Here is a 16,437-nt window from a genome sequence, read left to right as displayed (position 1 = left end):
CCCGACCAATGAAAATCTATTGCCCGGACCGCGCTGGCAGCAACTTCAACGTACTGCGCGTATTCGCCGTCACCTCTTCATCATTGAGATGCGCCTGAAAGTAAATCCCCTCGATATACGCCTCAGCCTGATCGTCAAAGTGTTTGTCGAACGGCACGCCACTCTGGCCGACCGGGTTGACCGTCAAACTGTGCGCCGGATCGGCGAAGTCGATCAGGCGCCGGGTCGATGGGCCGTACGTCACCGGCCACGGTGCCGGGCCGATCTTGGCCGACAGGTTGTTCGGCACTTCATGGGTGCCCGGAGCCGCGAACGGACCGATATTGAAGATCCGATCCAATGGCTTTTGCTGCCCCAGCGGGTGGCCATGGGTCAGCGTGTGCGCCTTGCCCCATTGCCATTGCGAGGAATCGGCACCCAGGGTGGCCTTGAGGTGGGCGATGCTGGCAAGCCACGCGACCTTGACGGTGTCGGCGCGGGTTTCCTTGCCGAGGGTATTACGGTTGTCCCACCACGGTGAATCCGCCGTCGCTGCCAGGCGCGGCAGGGCGGCATCGATCACCCGGGTCGAGAGCAGCGTTTCGAAGAAGTCATTGCCCAGTTCGTCATGCATCGCCGCGTCAGCCAGGTTGAACAGGAGCTGGTTGAACAGCGTCGCGCTGGTGGACTCCAGCGGGTAGTCGCCTTGCCACTGGGCCAGTTGCTCCACCAGCTTGAGCTCTGCAGGGTCGCTGACCACTTCGCGCAGGGTCGGTAGGAGTGGCGCCAGCAGGCGCGTGCCGTAGGCGGTGGTGGTGCCCAGTTGCAGCTTCTGGCTACTGTCCAGATCCCACTTGACGTTCTTGTCGCTGAGCTGGCGATTGAGCTGCTGGCCTCGATCGGCGAGGTTGTAATAACCGGGGATCTCCATTCCCGTCGGCGACAGCGGCTGGAAGTTGGCCGAGACGATATAGCCCCGTGCCGGGTTCTCTTCCTGCGGGTTGGCGCTGAACGGATAGAAGCCGTCCTTGTCGGCATCGCTGGTACTGCCATCGAGGATAAACCACGGCAGCACCCCGGCCGGGCGCTTGGGCAATTGCGCTGCAGCCCACCAGCCGATATCACCCTTGGCATTGGCCCAGACGATGTTCAGGCCGGGAGCCTGGACCTTGGCGGCAGCGCCACGGGCCTTGGCCAGGGTGTCAGCACGGTTGAGTTGGTAGAAGCCTTCGATGATCGGGTTCTGGCTTTCGAGAAAGCCCCACCACATGGCGATCGGCGTTTTGCCGACGCTCTTGCCCAGCGCGTCGTTGACGATCGGGCCATGGGGTGACTGGCGCAGCGTCAGGGTGACCGGTGCCTGGCCCTTGACCGCGATCTGTTGTTCGCTGCTGACCATGTCCACCCACTTGCCGCGATACCAGACCTGATTCGGATTGTCCGGATTGACCTTTTCGGCAATCAGGTCGAGATCGTCGTTCTGGAACATGGTGATGCTCCAGCCGAAGTCCCGGTTCATGCCCAGTGAAGCGAACGGCATCAAGGCCTGGTAATGGCCATAGAGCTCGAAGCCCGGTGCCGAGAGCTGCGCTTCGTACCATACCGACGGTGCGGAAAAACGGATGTGGGGGTCTCCGGCCAGCAGCGGCTTGCCGCTTTTGGTGCGGTTGCCGGCAACCGCCCACGCATTGCTGCCCTCGAACTGCGGCAAGCCATTGTCGGCCAGGGCCTGTTCGCTCAGGCGGGCGAGGGCGTTGAGGTCTTTCCAGTCGGTGCTGGCGAGGGGCGACGGGGCCGCGCTGGGTCGGGGCGCCAACACGCCCTTGGCCTGCCAGTCGAGATCGAAGACGCTCAGATAGCCGGCACCCAATTGATCACGCACGTAGGTCAGCAGTGGTTCGGTGCGAAACGCCGCAGCAAAACTGTAGGCCATGTAGCCGGCGATGCTGATGGTGTCCTGCGCCGTGAACGGGCGCTTGGTTATGCCCAGCACATCGAACTCGACGGGTTTGGCGTGACCGTCCTGGTACTGGTTGATGCCGTCCAGGTAAGCCTGCAGGGCAAGGAAGGCGGGCGATTGCTTGTCCATGTTCGCCAGATAGGTTTCGGCGCGTTCGCGAATGCGCAGGCTGCGCATCAACTTGTCGGTGTCGAGCAGTTTCGGTCCGAGCACCTCGGCCAGTTCGCCCCGGGCAAGGCGACGCAAAACCTCCATCTGGAACAACCGATCCTGGGCATGGACATAGCCGAGGGCGCGGTACAGGTCGGTTTCGTTGTCGGCACGGATGTGCGGGATACCGCGCTCGTCATAGCGCACGGTGACCGAACCTTGCAGGTGCTGCAGCTCCACCATGCCCTGGCGTGATGGCTGCTTGCTGTAGACGTACCAACCGGCGCCGACGGCGAGCGCGACGATCAGCAAACCGAGCGCGGTCAGGCTACGTTTCATGGTGACTCCTTATTGTTATGTGCGACAGCAATTCCCTGGCGAGACTGTTTAACACGACAAGCCGGTTTGGCCCATCGCCCGTAGGAGGGATTCTCGTTTGCTGCCTGCGTTAACTCGTCGGGACGACGGGCCACGGGCAGTAACACCCCACGGCCAGTGTGTGCGTGGCACTCACTTCGCGGCCTTCGTTCAGCGCCTGCAGGATCGGCTCGATAAAGCTGTTGCTGGAATTGCAGGTCAGGCCTTCACTGTAGGGCCCGAAGTACGCCAGCCTGCCATTGCGATCCCAGATCGCCACGGCGGGGCTGGCGGGAATCTGTTCGGAGCCCGGCAGGACGTCGATGGTTTCCAGGCTGCTGAGCGTGGCGGGTAGTTGGCCGTGGCTGCCAGGCCTTTGCACTGCATAGAACTCCACACCGTGCGGGACATAGCGCTCGACCAGTTCGGTCAGGTGCTGTTGATTGCCCACGTTGCACGGGCAGGCCGGGTCCCAGAAATGCACGAGTCGGATGGCGCCGGGGCCGGCGAGATGGTCGGGCAGGCGTAGCGGATCACCGGAGAATAACGCCGTGTGCTCGCTGAATGCCCGCAGATAGCGCCCCTGAAACCAATCGTAGGCCGCCCACAGCACCCCGGCGCACACGAGGGCGAGCAAGCTGGCGAGCAGGGTGGCGCGATAGTGCGAGCGCATGGTGTCACTCCTTGTGGGTCGGTTAGCTTGCCATGCTTGCTGCGACAGATGAATATCGCAGGTCTATAAAGTCCGCTTCGCGCTCTGGAATGCCCATGTCAGTGACCTTCGATCCCGATCATCTGCGTGCCAGCCTGCGGCCGCTGGCGCAAGGGCAGCCGTTGTCAGCGGAGGCCCAGGCTTATCAACGGTTTTATGGACTGGATTTTTCCTCGCGTAAGGTTCGCAGCGCCCTCGGTTGTTTTCAGGTCGATGGTTACGAAGTGGTCAGCCAGGTCTGGTGGCCAGAGCAGGTGAAGGCGACGCTGTTTGTCTTTCACGGGTTCTACGACCACACCGGCCTCTATCGGCATGTGATCGAATGGGCGCTGGAGCAAGGCTTCGCGGTGATTGCCTGCGACTTGCCGGGCCATGGGCTTTCCAGTGGCGAGCGGGCGAGCATCAAGGACTTCGCCGAGTATCAGGACACCCTGCAAGGCTTGTTTGCCGAGGCCCGATCGCTCGAGCTGCCACAACCCTGGCACCTGTGCGGGCAGAGTACCGGTGGCGCAATTGTGATCGATCATGTGCTCAACGCGGGGGCGGGCAGTCCGGCCCAGGGCCAGGTGATCCTGTTGGCGCCGCTGGTGCGGCCACGGGCGTGGGGCTGGTCGCAACTGAGCTATTACCTGCTCAGGCCTTTCGTCAAAGCCATTGCCCGGCGCTTCAGCGAGAACTCCAACGACCCTGAGTTCTTGCCGTTCTTGCAAGCCGATCCGCTGCAGCCGCTGCGATTGCCGACGGCATGGGTCGGGGCGTTGGCGCGCTGGATCAAGCGTGTCGAAGCGGCGCCCGCCAGCCCTCGGCGACCGCTGATTGTGCAGGGGCAAGCGGACATGACGGTGGATTGGCAGCACAACCTTGAGATGCTGCGGGGCAAGTTCGATCGGCCGCAGGTATTGATGCTGCCTGAGGCACGGCATCATCTGGCGAATGAAACGTTGGTGCTGCGCGGGGAGTATTTCGGGTTTTTGACCAAGCGGATCAAGGGCCGGAATCTTTAGTGACCCTGCCGGCCTCTTCGCGAGCAGGCTCGCTCCCACATTAGACCGCGTCTATCTGAAAGCTCGATCCACTGTGGGAGCGAGCCTGCTCGCGAAAGCGGTCTAGCGGACGCTGAAAACTATTGGGTCAGATTCGAAGTACTCTGCCCCACCGCCAACCCGGCCCGAATCGCCGCCAGCGCCGCCTGGTAATAGGCTTTGCCTTCAGATGACTCGGCAAATGTGGCGAATTCTTCGAGCTCCTCATCCGACAGGTCGCGGTAGACGTACAGCAGCGTGTTGTTCAGGTCGTTGCCGATCTGTTCCATCAAGCGCTGGCGCTGCCCATTCAGCATGCTTTGGGTCTGGCCGGCGCCGAGCAGGCCGGGGATCATCGAACTGAGACTGTCGGCCGCAACACCGGCAATCGCCAGGCTGACTTCCGCGCCGGCCTCGCGAGCAGGCAGGGCCTGGGCCAGGTGGCCGATGATCAGCAGCCGGCTGTCGCTGGCCTGCATCTTGGGCAGGCCCTTGGCATTTTTCGCCAGTTGATCGCGGCGGGTTGCGAGCAATTCGGCGGCGACGATTTTCTTGCCCAGCGGCGATTGAAAGAACGCCAGCGCCGGCTTCGGATCGGCGAGGCTCTTGCGCAGCTGTGCTTCGGCACGCTGGTCCACGGCCTTGGGTGCGAAACGCTGATTGCTGTTGTCGACCAGCGCCTGGAAAACCGCCGGTGGCAGGCTGCTTTGGTAGCGCTGTTGCGCGGCCGTGAGGGCGTCGTTGAAATGCGCGCGTTGTTCTGGCCAGCCGGCGACCTTGTACAGTTGGGCGTGGCCGTCTGCCCAGGCGGGCATAACACAGAGCATCAGCAGGGAGAAAAGCAAACGGCGCATAGGGACTCCTGTCAGCAGGCGACTATTCTCCGTGTGGCATCCAGTCTTGTCGAGAATTCGTATCAACCCGCTGCATGGCTCTGTCGGATTTTCAGGCGCAGGAATACTATGCGCGCCATGCAAATACCTTCTGATCACCCACTGCTGTTACAAATCGTCGACGACCTGGCTACCCACGGTTGGTCGCAGCAGAATATTTTCCTGCCTCAGGATCTGACCCGAGCCTTGGCGGCTGAGTGCCGTAAACGTGCGGCCGAAGGTGAGTTGGCCCCGGCTGCCGTGGGTCGAGGGCCGTCGTCGGAGATTCGCGAGGGGATTCGCGGCGATCATATCCAGTGGATCGAGCCCGGCCAGGCCGAGGTCTGCGACAGCTATCTGGCGTTGATGGACAGCCTGCGCGAGGCGCTCAACCGTGGCCTGTTCCTGGGGCTGGAGGACTTTGAGAGTCATTTTGCGATGTACCCGCCTGGCGCTTTCTACCTCAAGCATGTCGACCGGTTCCGTGACGACGACCGGCGCATGGTGTCGGCGGTGGTCTACCTCAACGATGCCTGGCTGCCTGAGCAGGGTGGTCAGTTGCGCATGTACCTGGAAGAAGGTGCGCAATACGATGTAGTACCCATCGGTGGATGCCTGGTGGTATTCCTGTCGGGGGAGGTCCCCCATGAAGTCCTGCCTGCGAGCCGTGAGCGCCTGTCGTTGACCGGCTGGTTCCGGCGTCGAGGCAATGAGCCGTTCTGATCATGCAAAAGATACTGGTAAGCCGCTGCCTGCTGGGTCACCGCGTACGTTATGACGGCGGGGCCAGCGGGCCCTTCGATCAGTTGCAGCGGTGGATCGACGAAGGTCGGGTGGTGCCGTTGTGTCCGGAAGTTGCCGGTGGCCTGCCGACGCCACGATCGGCGGCGGAAATTCCCGGTGGGCAGGGCGGCGAAGTACTCGATGGCCAGGCCGCGGTGATCACCACGGAAGGCGAGGATGTCAGTGCGCAGTTTCTGTCAGGGGCTTATCAAGCCCTTGAACTGGTGCAACAACACGACATACGCATTGCCGTGCTCAAGGCCAATAGCCCGTCGTGCGGCAATCTGCTGACCTATGACGGGACGTTCAGTGGAGTGAAAGTCACGGGCGAAGGGGTCACGGCGGCGCTGCTCAGGCGCCATGGGGTGCGGGTCTTCAGTGAGCTGGAACTCGCGAATGCGGCTCAGGCACTGGCAGCACTCGATTAACGACCCACACAAAACCACACAGGTTTGGCTTGCGACTCAGGGGTTCGGTGCCACTCCGGTATCCGGCCCCAGCCACTTCTTCTCCAGCGCCTCCAGCCGCCCATCCGCCTTGATCCGTTGCAGCGCGCTTTCCAGGCTGGCGTGAAACGCCGGGTTACCCTTCTGGAATGGAATCGACAAGTTCACTGCCTGGATGGCTTTCGGCTTTTGGTCTGTCAACGACTGCACCAGCAATATCGAGCGTGGCTCTTCTTTCTGCGCGATCAATTGCGCATTGGCCTTGATGTAAGGCTCGGTGAAATCGAAACGATCCGAAAGCGCCGGGGTCTGTGCAATGTGGTTGATGGCGATGTCGTATTTGCCACTTTCCACGCCGGCCAGCAAATCACTGGCATCTGTCACGACAAAGTCGGCGCGAACCTCCAGTTCGTTGGCCAGCAGTTGGCCCAACTCGACTTCGAAGCCCTTTAGATTGCCATCCTCCTTGAAACTGAAGGGGGGGGTATTAGCCTCAAGGGCAATGCGCAATTCACCGCGATCGTTCACGTCGTCAATCAGTTCGGCATGAGCCAACGGGCTCAAAAGGGGTAGCAGGCAGATCAGGCCAGGCAGAAAACGCATGGTCACTCCTTTGAAATCATTATCGCGACGCTCTGGATCAGGCTCGCTTTGCTATGGTTGTCGAGTGCCTTTCGACAACGATTGACCATGAAGTTGTGATGGTCACGCGAATTTTACGTAAAAACTGGAGAAGAGAATGAAAACCTTTATGTCACGTGCTGCACTGGCTGGTCTGCTGATGGGTGTTTCAGTGTTGGCCAGTGCAGCAACGCCAGCCCCGAAAGGTGCTGAAGTGTCCATTGTTTCTCCCAAAGATGATGCCACGGTCCCGCAGACGTTCGTGGTGAAGTTCGCTGTCGAGAACATCGCGTTGGCGCCAGCTGGCGATGCCACCAAAAACACGGGCCACCATCACCTGCTGATTGACGTGGACAAACTGCCGGCGGCTGGCCAGCCGATCCCGAACGATGCCAACCACCTGCACTTCGGCAAGGCGCAGACCCAGGCTGAAGTAACGCTGCCGCCGGGCAAGCATACCTTGCAGCTGGAGTTGGGCGACAGCGGTCACATGCCGTTCGACCCACCGATCGTCTCCGAGAAGATCACTGTAAACGTCAAATAAAAAAAGGGAGCCCCTTCGCAGGGGCTCCCTTTTTAATGCCGCACGCTGCTCTTAGAACAGAACGCGGCTACGAATGGTGCCGTTGACGTGTTGCAGTTTCTGTTGCGCCAGGTCCGAGTACTCGGCATCTACGTCGATCACCACGTAGCCGACTTTCTCGTTGGTCTGCAGGAACTGACCGGAAATGTTGATGCCGTTTTCGGCGAAGACCTTGTTGATCTCGCTCATCACGCCCGGGATGTTCTCGTGGATGTGCAGCAGGCGATGCTTGCCAGGGTGAGCCGGCAGGGCTACTTCCGGGAAGTTCACGGACGATACCGAAGTACCGTTGTCGCTGTACTTGACCAGTTTTTCTGCCACTTCCAGGCCGATGTTGGCCTGCGCTTCGGCGGTGGAACCACCGATGTGCGGCGTCAGGATCACGTTGTCCAGGCCACGCAGCGGGCTTTCGAACTCTTCGTCGTTGGAGCGTGGCTCCACCGGGAACACGTCGATGGCCGCGCCGATCAGGTGCTTGTCCTTGATCGCGTCCGCCAGGGCGTCCAGCTCGACCACGGTGCCGCGCGCGGCGTTGATCAGGATGCCGCCCTTCTTGATGGCGCGGATTTCCTTCTCGCCGATCATCCACTGGGTGGCAGCGGTTTCCGGTACGTGCAGGGTCACGATGTCGGACATGCCCAGCAGTTCGTGCAGGTTGCCGACCTGGGTGGCGTTACCCAGTGGCAGCTTGGTCACGGTGTCATAGAAGTACACCTGCATGCCCAGGCCTTCGGCCAGGACCGACAGCTGAGTACCGATCGAGCCGTAACCGACGATGCCCAGCTTCTTGCCGCGGATCTCGAAGGAGTTGGCCGCACTCTTGATCCAGCCACCACGGTGGCAGGAAGCGTTCTTCTCAGGGATACCGCGCAGCAACAGGATCGCTTCGGCCAGCACCAGCTCGGCAACGGAGCGGGTGTTGGAGTACGGCGCGTTGAACACCGCGATACCGCGTTCGCGGGCAGCGCTCAGGTCGACCTGGTTGGTGCCGATGCAGAAACACCCAACAGCTACGAGCTTCTTCGCGTGATCGAAGATCTCTTCGGTCAGTTGAGTGCGCGAGCGAATGCCGATGAAGTGAGCATCAGCGATCTTTTCCTTGAGCTGGGCTTCCGGCAGAGAACCTGTGAGGTACTCGATGCTGGTGTAGCCCGCCGCCTTGAGGACGTCGACAGCCGATTGGTGGACGCCTTCGAGAAGAAGGAACTTGATCTTGCTCTTATCGAGAGAAGTCTTGCTCATCTGCGTAAACCTGTATCCCGGAGAAAAATGGCAGGGAAGGGAGCAGCCCGGAGCTGACCCGCACGGCAAGAAAGCCGTCACCGCAGAACAGCCGTTGGGCACTATGCTGCGGGGTCGGTATGCTAGCATATGCACCCCGCTAAACACTCATTCCTGCGACGTGAAGCGTTCTCAGGATGACCATGAATTGTTCGAGAGTTCTGTCGATGACCAATCCTGCCCTGATTGATGAGCTGAAGACCCTGGTTGAGCCTGGCAAGGTGCTGACCGATGCCGACTCCCTGAATGCTTACGGTAAGGATTGGACCAAGCATTTCGCTCCGGCTCCGACCGCCATCGTGTTCCCCAAGACCACCGAACAGGTCCAGGCCATCGTCCTGTGGGCCAACAAACACAAGGTGGCGCTGGTGCCTTCCGGTGGCCGCACCGGCCTTTCCGCCGCCGCAGTGGCAGCCAATGGCGAAGTGGTCGTGTCCTTCGACTACATGAACCAGATCCTCGACGTGAACCTCACCGACCGCACTGCCGTTTGCCAGCCGGGCGTGGTCACCGAACATCTGCAGAACGTGGCCGAAGAAAAGGGCCTGTACTACCCGGTGGACTTCGCTTCGGCAGGTTCGAGCCAGATTGGCGGCAATATCGGCACCAATGCCGGCGGGATCAAGGTGATTCGCTACGGCATGACCCGTAACTGGGTGGCCGGCATGAAAGTCGTCACCGGCAAGGGCGACGTGCTGGAGCTGAACCGAGACCTGATCAAGAACGCCACCGGCTACGACATGCGCCAGCTCTTCATCGGCGCCGAAGGCACCCTGGGCTTCGTGGTGGAAGCGACCATGCGCCTGGATCGCGCGCCGAAAAATCTTACTGCCATGGTCCTCGGCACCGCCGATTTCGACTCGATCATGCCGGTGCTGCATGCCTTCCAAGGCAAGCTCGACCTGACCGCTTTCGAATTCTTCTCCGACAAGGCCCTGGCCAAGGTCATGGGCCGTGGTGATGTGCCGGCTCCGTTCGAAACCGATTGCCCGTTCTACGCGCTGCTGGAATTCGAAGCGACCACCGAAGAAGTGGCCAACCACGCCCTGGAAACGTTCGAGCACTGTGTCGAGCAGGGCTGGGTCCTGGACGGTGTGATGAGCCAGAGCGAAACCCAGTTGCAGAACCTGTGGAAACTGCGCGAATACATTTCCGAAACCATTTCCCACTGGACGCCGTACAAGAACGACATTTCGGTGACCGTGTCGAAAGTGCCGGCATTCCTCAAGGAAATCGACGCGATCGTCGGCGAACACTACCCAGACTTCGAAATCGTCTGGTTTGGTCACATCGGCGACGGCAACCTGCACTTGAATATTCTCAAGCCGGATAACTTGAGCAAGGACGAGTTCTTCGCCAAGTGCGCAACCGTCAACAAGTGGGTGTTCGAAACCGTCGAGAAGTACAACGGCTCGATTTCCGCCGAACACGGCGTGGGCATGACCAAGCGTGATTACCTGACCTACAGCCGCTCCCCGGTTGAGATCGAGTACATGAAAGCGGTCAAGGCGGTGTTCGACCCGAACGGGATCATGAACCCGGGCAAGATTTTCGCTGTTTGACTTTAAGAGCTACGAACCAGGAGTCGGTCCATGAGCTATCAGCACCAGTATGTCGACGGTACGCGTATTCACTTCCCGCTGGGGAAAGTGGTGTGCATCGGCCGTAACTACGCCGAACACGCCAAGGAACTGGACAACCCGGTGCCGACCGAGCCGCTGCTGTTCATCAAGCCGGGCAGTTGTGTGGTGCCGCTGGAAGGCGGTTTCAGCATTCCGACCGAGCGTGGCTCGGTGCATTACGAAGCGGAAATCGCCGTACTGATTGGCAAGCCGTTGTCGACCAAGCCCAGCGTTGAAGAAGTGCTGGACGCCATCTCCGGCTTCGCCCCGGCCCTGGACCTGACCCTGCGCGACAAGCAGGCCGAGCTGAAATCCAAGGGCCTGCCCTGGGAAATCGCCAAGTCCTTCGACGGCGCAGCAGTGATTGCCCCGTTCGTTTCCGGCAGCACCTTCGCCGACCTGACCGACATCGGCATCCGCCTGACCATCAACGGCGAAGTGCGCCAGGATGGCAACAGCAGTGCGATGCTCAACCCGATCGTGCCGATGATCCAGCACATGGCCGGTTGCTTTTCGCTACAGGCCGGTGACGTGATCCTCACTGGCACACCGGTGGGCGTGGGTCCGCTGAATGTCGGCGACGAGATCGTCCTGGAACTGCCGGGCGCAAGCAGCTTCACCAGCAGCGTTCGCTAAGCAACGCAAACCCTTTGTAGGAGCGAGCATGCTCGCGATGTACCTGAGATCGACGCGGGATGCCTGGTATCCAGCGTTATCGTTGGCGACCATCGCGAGCATGCTCGCTCCTACATTAGGGTGTGCGACTGCTCCTATCCCGCCATTTCCCGTTTTTTTCACATGATGTCTGGATAATTTCCACGGCTTTCGGCATCTGAGCCGGGCCCAATTGTGCTATTACCCCTAGCCTGAATTTCTGGAACGCATGCCCTGATGGCCACTCAACCAATCTCGTCGCTCAAACCTGCCCGTCGCTCGCGCTTTGCCCTGCGTTGGTATTCCTGGCTGTTGCTGCTGGTCGCCGCTGCCTACGGTTTGGCGTTTGCCATGCATTGGGATGACCGCGGCGTGCTCTGGGTGCTGGAGCGTTTTGAAAGCCCGGCCGAACGTCAGGGCAGCGTCTGGCTGCCGGACTATCATGCGGTGATCGACGCCAAGCCACTTCCGGGCATGGAAAAGGACGAGGCATCGGACGTCACCTACGATGCCCAGACCAAAACCCTGTTTTCGGTAATGGGTAAGAACCCGTTCCTGGTCGAGTTGTCGCTGCAAGGCGATGTGCTGCGCAAAATGCCCTTGGTAGGCTGGAGCAATCCTGAAGGGGTAACAGCGCTGGGCAATGGAATGCTGGCCATTGTCGATGAGCGTGACCACCAGATCTCCCTCGTCAAGGTCGATGCCGGCACTCGCGAGCTGAACTTCGCTGATTTCCCGAAGTTCGACCTTGGCCCTTCGAAAGACCAGAACAAGGCGTTTGAGGCGGTCGTATGGGATGCGCGCAATCAGCAAATGCTGCTCGGCGAAGAGCGTCCGCCCGCGCTGTTCACCTGGAAAGGCGACGGCACGACGCTCAGCGGCGACAAGCAAAAGCTGGCCAGTGACGAGCTGGACATCCGCAACCTGTCTGCCCTTGCCATCGATCCGCGCACGGGCCACACCCTGGTGTTGTCCGCTGACTCCCACCTGTTGCTGGAGCTGGACGAGAAAGGCGAACAGGTCAGCTTCATGACCTTGCTGGGTGGCTTCAACGGCTTGAAAAAAACCATCCCACGGGCTGAAGGCGTGACCATGGATGAGGCCGGCACGATGTACATCGTGAGTGAGCCAAATCTGTTTTACCGTTTCGAAAAGCAGAAATAATCAACTTTTCGTGTAGGCTTTTTCGCCTCTGGTTGTAGGATCAGGCCAATGGCCATTAAGCTTCAGTTCAGGCAGGCGTGATATTTCATCCGCCTGTCCTGAAGCCGAGCCCGCCTGAATGCGCCGATTAGCCCGCCCCAAACCTCTGCTGTTGCTCCTGTCGGTGATTGCCCTGAGCGTATTGATCGCGTTCGGGCAGCATTTACGCCTGTTCGAGCGCACCTGGTTCAACCTGCGTACGCTCTGGCAGCCGATGAGCACCCAGTCCATCGGCCTGGATCAGTATCGGGTGGTGCTGGAGGGGCAGGTCATTGAAGGGCTGGACGATGATGTTTCAGCCTTGACCTACGACCCGGTGCGCAAAAGCCTGTTCACGGTCACCAATCAAAACTCCGAATTGATCGAGCTGTCGCTCGACGGCAGGATCTTGCGGCGCATCGCGTTGGTCGGTTTTGGTGATCCTGAAGCTGTCGAGTTCATCAGCGCCGACACCTACGTGATCACGGACGAGCGCCAGCAGCGCCTGATCAAGATCCATCTGGAGCATGACACCACCTTTCTCGACGCGGCGGACGCGGAACAGATGACCCTCGGTGTGCACATGAGCGGCAACAAGGGGTTCGAAGGCTTGGCTTACGATTCGGTAGGCAAGCGCTTGTTTGTCGCCAAGGAGCGCGACCCGATGCTGATCTACGAAGTGCACGGCTTTCCGCATTTCAATCCGGAAAAGTCCTACGCGGTACATGTGGTCAACAATCCCAAGCGTGACGCCGGGATGTTTGTGCGGGATTTGTCGAGCCTGCAATACGACGAGCGCAGCGGGCACTTGCTGGCGCTGTCCGACGAGTCGCGGCTGATTCTGGAGCTGGATGTGGATGGTCGACCGCTGAGCACCATGTCATTGAACAAGGGGCGGCAAGGTCTGCAAAAGACCGTACCGCAAGCGGAAGGTATCGCCATGGACGACGACGGTACGATGTACCTGGTGAGTGAACCGAATCTGTTCTACGTCTTCAAGAAACCACCGCAGAACTAACAAACACCGCAAATCAACTGTGGGAGCGGGCTTGCTCGCGAATGCGGTGTGTCAGTGATATCTCTGTTGACTGGCACACCGCATTCGCGAGCAAGCCCGCTCCCACAAGGGGGCGTATGTTTTACTCGGCGCGCAGGGTCTTCACACCTTCGCTCGTGCCCAGCAACAACAGATCCGCCGGGCGCGCCGCGAACAAGCCGTTGGTGACCACGCCGACGATCGCATTGATCTGCGACTCCAGTTCCACCGGATTGGTGATCTCCAGATTGAACACATCGAGGATGATGTTGCCGTTGTCGGTGACTACACCTTCACGGTAGACCGGATCACCGCCGAGTTTCACCAGCTGGCGGGCCACGTGGCTGCGGGCCATCGGGATCACTTCCACGGGCAGCGGGAAGGCGCCGAGGACGGGCACCAGTTTGCTGGCGTCGGCGATGCAGATGAAGGTCTTGGCCACGGCCGCGACGATTTTCTCACGGGTCAGGGCTGCGCCGCCGCCCTTGATCAGGTTCAGGTGCTCGTCGCTCTCGTCGGCGCCGTCGACGTAGAACTCCAGGTCGCTGACCGTATTGAGCTCATAGACCGGGATCCCGTGGCCCTTGAGGCGTGCGGCGGTGGCTTCGGAGCTGGCGACCGCGCCATCGAACGCGCCCTTGTGCTTGGCCAGGGCATCGATGAAGCAGTTGGCGGTGGAGCCGGTGCCGACCCCGACGATGCTCTTGTCGTCGAGTTTCGGGAGGATGAAGTCGACGGCGGCCTGGGCTACTGCCTGTTTGAGTTGATCCTGGGTCATGCGGGCTCCGAAGTGCCGAAGAGAGAACGAAAGGCTGGCATTATAGGCCTCGGGGCAGGGAAGGTCATTGTCCGATTGGCGGTCCGTGACTGTTCCCTGTAGGAGCGAGCATGCTCGCGATGGTCGTGAACGATAACGCATGAAACCAGGCGCCCCGCAGCGCCTTTGGGTTTCTCGCGAGCATGCTCGCTCCTACAACAGGTGGTCGTGCGGCTAAAAGCCGGGTTAGACTCCTTGATCCTGCCCAACCCGCTCAGTGATGCTTTCCGATGCTTGAACAGTACGTCAAAAAGATCCTCACCTCGCGCGTTTATGACGTTGCCGTAGAAACCCCATTGCAGACTGCTCGCCAGCTCTCCGAGCGGCTGGGCAACGAGATTTTGCTCAAGCGTGAAGACTTGCAGCCCGTGTTCTCGTTCAAGATTCGCGGCGCCTACAACAAGCTGACGCAGCTGAGCGATGAAGAGCGCGCTCGCGGCGTGGTTACCGCTTCGGCGGGCAATCACGCGCAAGGCCTGGCCCTGGCGGCCAAGGTCCTGGGCGTGAAAGCCACCATCGTCATGCCCAAGACCACGCCCGAGATCAAGGTCGAAGGCGTGCGTTCGCGCGGTGGCAAAGTGGTGCTGCACGGCGATTCGTTTCCGGAGGCCCTGGCCTACTCGTTGAAACTGGTCGACGAAAAAGGCTACGTCTACATTCACCCCTACGACGATCCCCACACCATTGCCGGGCAGGGCACAGTGGCGATGGAAATCTTGCGCCAACACCCGGCGCCCCTGGATGCGATCTTCGTTCCAGTCGGTGGCGGCGGCCTGATCGCCGGTATCGCGGCGTACGTGAAGTATCTGCGGCCGGACATCAAGGTCATCGGTGTCGAGCCGGACGACTCCAATTGCCTGCAAGCCGCCATGGCGGCGGGTGAGCGTGTGGTATTGCCGACCGTGGGCATCTTCGCCGATGGCGTCGCGGTGGCCCAGATCGGCCAGCACACTTTTGATATCTGCAAAGACTACGTCGACGAAGTCATCACCGTCAGTACCGACGAAATCTGTGCGGCGATCAAGGACATCTACGACGATACCCGTTCGATCACCGAACCTGCCGGCGCCTTGGGCGTGGCCGGGATCAAGAAGTACGTCGAGTCCCGCGGCGTCACCGGACAGACCTTCGTGGCCATTGACTCCGGGGCCAACGTCAATTTTGACCGCCTGCGCCATGTCGCCGAGCGCGCTGAACTGGGCGAAGGCCGTGAAGCCATCATCGCCGTGACCATCCCTGAACAGCCGGGGAGTTTCAAGGCGTTCTGCGAAGCCATCGGCAAGCGCCAGATCACCGAATTCAACTACCGCTACAACACTGGCAGCGAAGCGCACATCTTTGTCGGGGTGCAGACTCATCCGGAAACCGACCCGCGTCGCGCGCTGATCGCCAGCCTGGGCGAGCAGGGCTTTCCGGTCGTCGACCTGACCGACAACGAACTGGCCAAGTTGCACATCCGCCACATGGTCGGCGGTCGCGCGGCACATGTGGTCGATGAAGTGATCCTGCGCTTCGAATTCCCAGAGCGTCCGGGCGCGCTGTTCAACTTCCTCAACAAGCTCGGCGGGCGCTGGAACATTTCCATGTTCCACTATCGTAACCACGGTGCGGCCGATGGTCGTGTGGTCGCGGGCCTGCAGGTGCCCCATGAGGAGCGTCACCTGGTGCCGGCAGCACTGGAAGAAATTGGCTACCCGTTCTGGGACGAAACCGACAACCCGGCCTATCAGTTGTTTCTTGGCTGAGCGGCTACGCTGATGGGCAGGCCCTTAAGGAAATCGAACCATGGAAACGTTGACGGCCCTGAAAGCGGCGCACACGGTGGCGACGGTGGTGTTGCTGGTATGTGCGCTGGGCATGGGGATTTGGGTCTGGCGAACCCGGCGTAACGGCGACGCGACAGCGGGCAGCCGTACGCTGCAACGGCCACGGGTGTTCGTCTGGCTGTTGATGGGGCTGGCATTGCTGAGCATGCCGTTTACCGGTTGGTGGATGGTGCACCTGGTGGGCTGGCCGTTGGGGCAGACCTGGTTGCTGGCTTCCAATGTGCTTTACACCGTGGCGGCGCTGGCGTGGTTCTGGTTGTTGGTAAGGCTGAACAAGGTGCGCAAGACGCCGGGTGGGGTGGGCAGATTTACCTTTGCCCTGGCGTTGTTCAGTTTTGTCTGCTTTGTGGCGATTGCCGGGTTGATGGGCGCCAAACCGGTTTAACCCTTTAAACCGTATTGCCCCATTCGCGAGCAGGCTCGCTCCCACAAGGGAATTGTGTCGTTCACACATCCACTGTGGGAGATTCTATGGTTGAGGGGAAGCCCTCAACTGGTTTTCGGTTGGTATTCACTCTGCCCCTTCAGCAGGGC

At 60.4% G+C, this 16,437-nt stretch carries 16 protein-coding genes; 10 read left to right on the top strand and 6 right to left on the bottom strand.

Going from position 1 to position 16,437, the window contains the following annotated elements:
* Window positions 1-16: 16 nt before the first annotated feature.
* Window positions 17-2,428, bottom strand: coding sequence for a penicillin acylase family protein (locus tag AC1Q8Q_RS12200; RefSeq protein WP_168759095.1), 2,412 nt, complete (start codon window positions 2,426-2,428; stop codon window positions 17-19).
* A 109-nt stretch (window positions 2,429-2,537) separates the two neighbouring features.
* Window positions 2,538-3,119 carry a DUF6436 domain-containing protein gene (locus AC1Q8Q_RS12195; RefSeq protein WP_033041952.1) on the bottom strand — a complete coding sequence of 194 codons (582 nt, stop codon included), beginning with the start codon at window positions 3,117-3,119 and terminating at the stop codon, window positions 2,538-2,540.
* A gap of 95 nt (window positions 3,120-3,214) precedes the next feature.
* Here AC1Q8Q_RS12195 and bipL point away from each other — a divergent pair, with 95 nt between their 5' ends.
* Window positions 3,215-4,162: a phospholipase BipL gene (gene bipL, locus AC1Q8Q_RS12190; RefSeq protein ID WP_492615074.1), complete on the top strand. Its 948-nt coding sequence runs from the start codon at window positions 3,215-3,217 to the stop codon at window positions 4,160-4,162.
* Window positions 4,163-4,281: 119 nt separating this feature from the next.
* Here bipL and AC1Q8Q_RS12185 read toward each other — a convergent pair whose 3' ends face one another.
* A complete protein-coding gene (locus AC1Q8Q_RS12185) occupies window positions 4,282-5,034 on the bottom strand; it encodes a DUF2059 domain-containing protein (protein ID WP_033041950.1) in 753 nt (250 codons plus the stop codon).
* Window positions 5,035-5,142: 108 nt separating this feature from the next.
* Between AC1Q8Q_RS12185 and AC1Q8Q_RS12180 the strand changes: the two genes are divergently transcribed.
* Window positions 5,143-5,775: a 2OG-Fe(II) oxygenase gene (locus AC1Q8Q_RS12180; protein WP_020797311.1), complete on the top strand. Its 633-nt coding sequence runs from the start codon at window positions 5,143-5,145 to the stop codon at window positions 5,773-5,775.
* A 2-nt stretch (window positions 5,776-5,777) separates the two neighbouring features.
* Window positions 5,778-6,263: a 2-thiouracil desulfurase family protein gene (locus tag AC1Q8Q_RS12175; RefSeq protein ID WP_492615073.1), complete on the top strand. Its 486-nt coding sequence runs from the start codon at window positions 5,778-5,780 to the stop codon at window positions 6,261-6,263.
* Between the two features lie 36 nt (window positions 6,264-6,299).
* On the opposite strand, the gene AC1Q8Q_RS12170 is transcribed toward AC1Q8Q_RS12175, so the two are convergent.
* Window positions 6,300-6,884 (bottom strand): transporter substrate-binding domain-containing protein, encoded by a 585-nt coding sequence (locus AC1Q8Q_RS12170; RefSeq protein ID WP_151143699.1) that lies wholly within the window; start codon window positions 6,882-6,884, stop codon window positions 6,300-6,302.
* Between the two features lie 136 nt (window positions 6,885-7,020).
* On the opposite strand from AC1Q8Q_RS12170, the gene AC1Q8Q_RS12165 reads away from it, so the two are divergent.
* Window positions 7,021-7,446 carry a DUF4399 domain-containing protein gene (locus AC1Q8Q_RS12165; protein ID WP_020797314.1) on the top strand — a complete coding sequence of 142 codons (426 nt, stop codon included), beginning with the start codon at window positions 7,021-7,023 and terminating at the stop codon, window positions 7,444-7,446.
* 51 nt (window positions 7,447-7,497) lie between these two features.
* On the opposite strand, the gene serA is transcribed toward AC1Q8Q_RS12165, so the two are convergent.
* Window positions 7,498-8,727 carry a phosphoglycerate dehydrogenase gene (serA, locus tag AC1Q8Q_RS12160; RefSeq protein ID WP_020797315.1) on the bottom strand — a complete coding sequence of 410 codons (1,230 nt, stop codon included), beginning with the start codon at window positions 8,725-8,727 and terminating at the stop codon, window positions 7,498-7,500.
* 206 nt (window positions 8,728-8,933) lie between these two features.
* Between serA and AC1Q8Q_RS12155 the strand changes: the two genes are divergently transcribed.
* The 4 genes from AC1Q8Q_RS12155 to AC1Q8Q_RS12140 all read left to right on the top strand — a co-directional run bounded on the left by AC1Q8Q_RS12155 (window position 8,934) and on the right by AC1Q8Q_RS12140 (window position 13,242).
* Complete coding sequence (locus AC1Q8Q_RS12155; RefSeq protein WP_033041948.1) at window positions 8,934-10,328, top strand: FAD-binding oxidoreductase; 1,395 nt, start codon at window positions 8,934-8,936, stop codon at window positions 10,326-10,328.
* A 30-nt stretch (window positions 10,329-10,358) separates the two neighbouring features.
* The gene (locus tag AC1Q8Q_RS12150; protein ID WP_020797317.1) at window positions 10,359-11,024 is read left to right on the top strand and encodes a fumarylacetoacetate hydrolase family protein; all 666 of its coding nucleotides are present in this window, start codon (window positions 10,359-10,361) and stop codon (window positions 11,022-11,024) included.
* Between the two features lie 255 nt (window positions 11,025-11,279).
* Window positions 11,280-12,206, top strand: a complete 927-nt coding sequence (locus AC1Q8Q_RS12145) for an SdiA-regulated domain-containing protein (RefSeq protein WP_020797318.1) — start codon at window positions 11,280-11,282, stop codon at window positions 12,204-12,206.
* 118 nt (window positions 12,207-12,324) lie between these two features.
* Window positions 12,325-13,242, top strand: a complete 918-nt coding sequence (locus tag AC1Q8Q_RS12140) for an SdiA-regulated domain-containing protein (protein WP_492615072.1) — start codon at window positions 12,325-12,327, stop codon at window positions 13,240-13,242.
* A 121-nt stretch (window positions 13,243-13,363) separates the two neighbouring features.
* Here the strand turns inward: AC1Q8Q_RS12140 and rpiA are convergent, their stop codons facing one another.
* On the bottom strand, window positions 13,364-14,038 hold the full coding sequence (rpiA, locus tag AC1Q8Q_RS12135; protein WP_020797320.1) for a ribose-5-phosphate isomerase RpiA: 675 nt from the start codon (window positions 14,036-14,038) through the stop codon (window positions 13,364-13,366).
* 269 nt (window positions 14,039-14,307) lie between these two features.
* Between rpiA and ilvA the strand changes: the two genes are divergently transcribed.
* Entirely contained in the window at window positions 14,308-15,822 is a 1,515-nt protein-coding gene (gene ilvA / locus AC1Q8Q_RS12130; protein WP_020797322.1) for a threonine ammonia-lyase, biosynthetic, read from the top strand.
* A gap of 40 nt (window positions 15,823-15,862) precedes the next feature.
* Entirely contained in the window at window positions 15,863-16,288 is a 426-nt protein-coding gene (locus AC1Q8Q_RS12125) for a DUF2269 domain-containing protein (protein WP_492615071.1), read from the top strand.
* The last annotated feature ends 149 nt before the right edge of the window (window positions 16,289-16,437 follow it).

This window comes from Pseudomonas sp. GW823-FHT06B06 (assembly GCF_058795195.1).
Note: the sequence above shows the minus strand (reverse complement) of the source record. Positions and strands in the feature narration are given on the sequence as shown.

What these genes read in the sequence shown, in the direction of transcription:
- AC1Q8Q_RS12200 (WP_168759095.1), bottom strand. Translation starts at nt 2,428, where the DNA reads ATGAAACGTAGCCTGACCGCGCTCGGTTTGCTGATCGTCGCGCTCGCC.
- AC1Q8Q_RS12195 (WP_033041952.1), bottom strand. Translation starts at nt 3,119, where the DNA reads ATGCGCTCGCACTATCGCGCCACCCTGCTCGCCAGCTTGCTCGCCCTC.
- bipL (WP_492615074.1), top strand. Translation starts at nt 3,215, where the DNA reads ATGTCAGTGACCTTCGATCCCGATCATCTGCGTGCCAGCCTGCGGCCG.
- AC1Q8Q_RS12185 (WP_033041950.1), bottom strand. Translation starts at nt 5,034, where the DNA reads ATGCGCCGTTTGCTTTTCTCCCTGCTGATGCTCTGTGTTATGCCCGCC.
- AC1Q8Q_RS12180 (WP_020797311.1), top strand. Translation starts at nt 5,143, where the DNA reads ATGCGCGCCATGCAAATACCTTCTGATCACCCACTGCTGTTACAAATC.
- AC1Q8Q_RS12175 (WP_492615073.1), top strand. Translation starts at nt 5,778, where the DNA reads ATGCAAAAGATACTGGTAAGCCGCTGCCTGCTGGGTCACCGCGTACGT.
- AC1Q8Q_RS12170 (WP_151143699.1), bottom strand. Translation starts at nt 6,884, where the DNA reads ATGCGTTTTCTGCCTGGCCTGATCTGCCTGCTACCCCTTTTGAGCCCG.
- AC1Q8Q_RS12165 (WP_020797314.1), top strand. Translation starts at nt 7,021, where the DNA reads ATGAAAACCTTTATGTCACGTGCTGCACTGGCTGGTCTGCTGATGGGT.
- serA (WP_020797315.1), bottom strand. Translation starts at nt 8,727, where the DNA reads ATGAGCAAGACTTCTCTCGATAAGAGCAAGATCAAGTTCCTTCTTCTC.
- AC1Q8Q_RS12155 (WP_033041948.1), top strand. Translation starts at nt 8,934, where the DNA reads ATGACCAATCCTGCCCTGATTGATGAGCTGAAGACCCTGGTTGAGCCT.
- AC1Q8Q_RS12150 (WP_020797317.1), top strand. Translation starts at nt 10,359, where the DNA reads ATGAGCTATCAGCACCAGTATGTCGACGGTACGCGTATTCACTTCCCG.
- AC1Q8Q_RS12145 (WP_020797318.1), top strand. Translation starts at nt 11,280, where the DNA reads ATGGCCACTCAACCAATCTCGTCGCTCAAACCTGCCCGTCGCTCGCGC.
- AC1Q8Q_RS12140 (WP_492615072.1), top strand. Translation starts at nt 12,325, where the DNA reads ATGCGCCGATTAGCCCGCCCCAAACCTCTGCTGTTGCTCCTGTCGGTG.
- rpiA (WP_020797320.1), bottom strand. Translation starts at nt 14,038, where the DNA reads ATGACCCAGGATCAACTCAAACAGGCAGTAGCCCAGGCCGCCGTCGAC.
- ilvA (WP_020797322.1), top strand. Translation starts at nt 14,308, where the DNA reads ATGCTTGAACAGTACGTCAAAAAGATCCTCACCTCGCGCGTTTATGAC.
- AC1Q8Q_RS12125 (WP_492615071.1), top strand. Translation starts at nt 15,863, where the DNA reads ATGGAAACGTTGACGGCCCTGAAAGCGGCGCACACGGTGGCGACGGTG.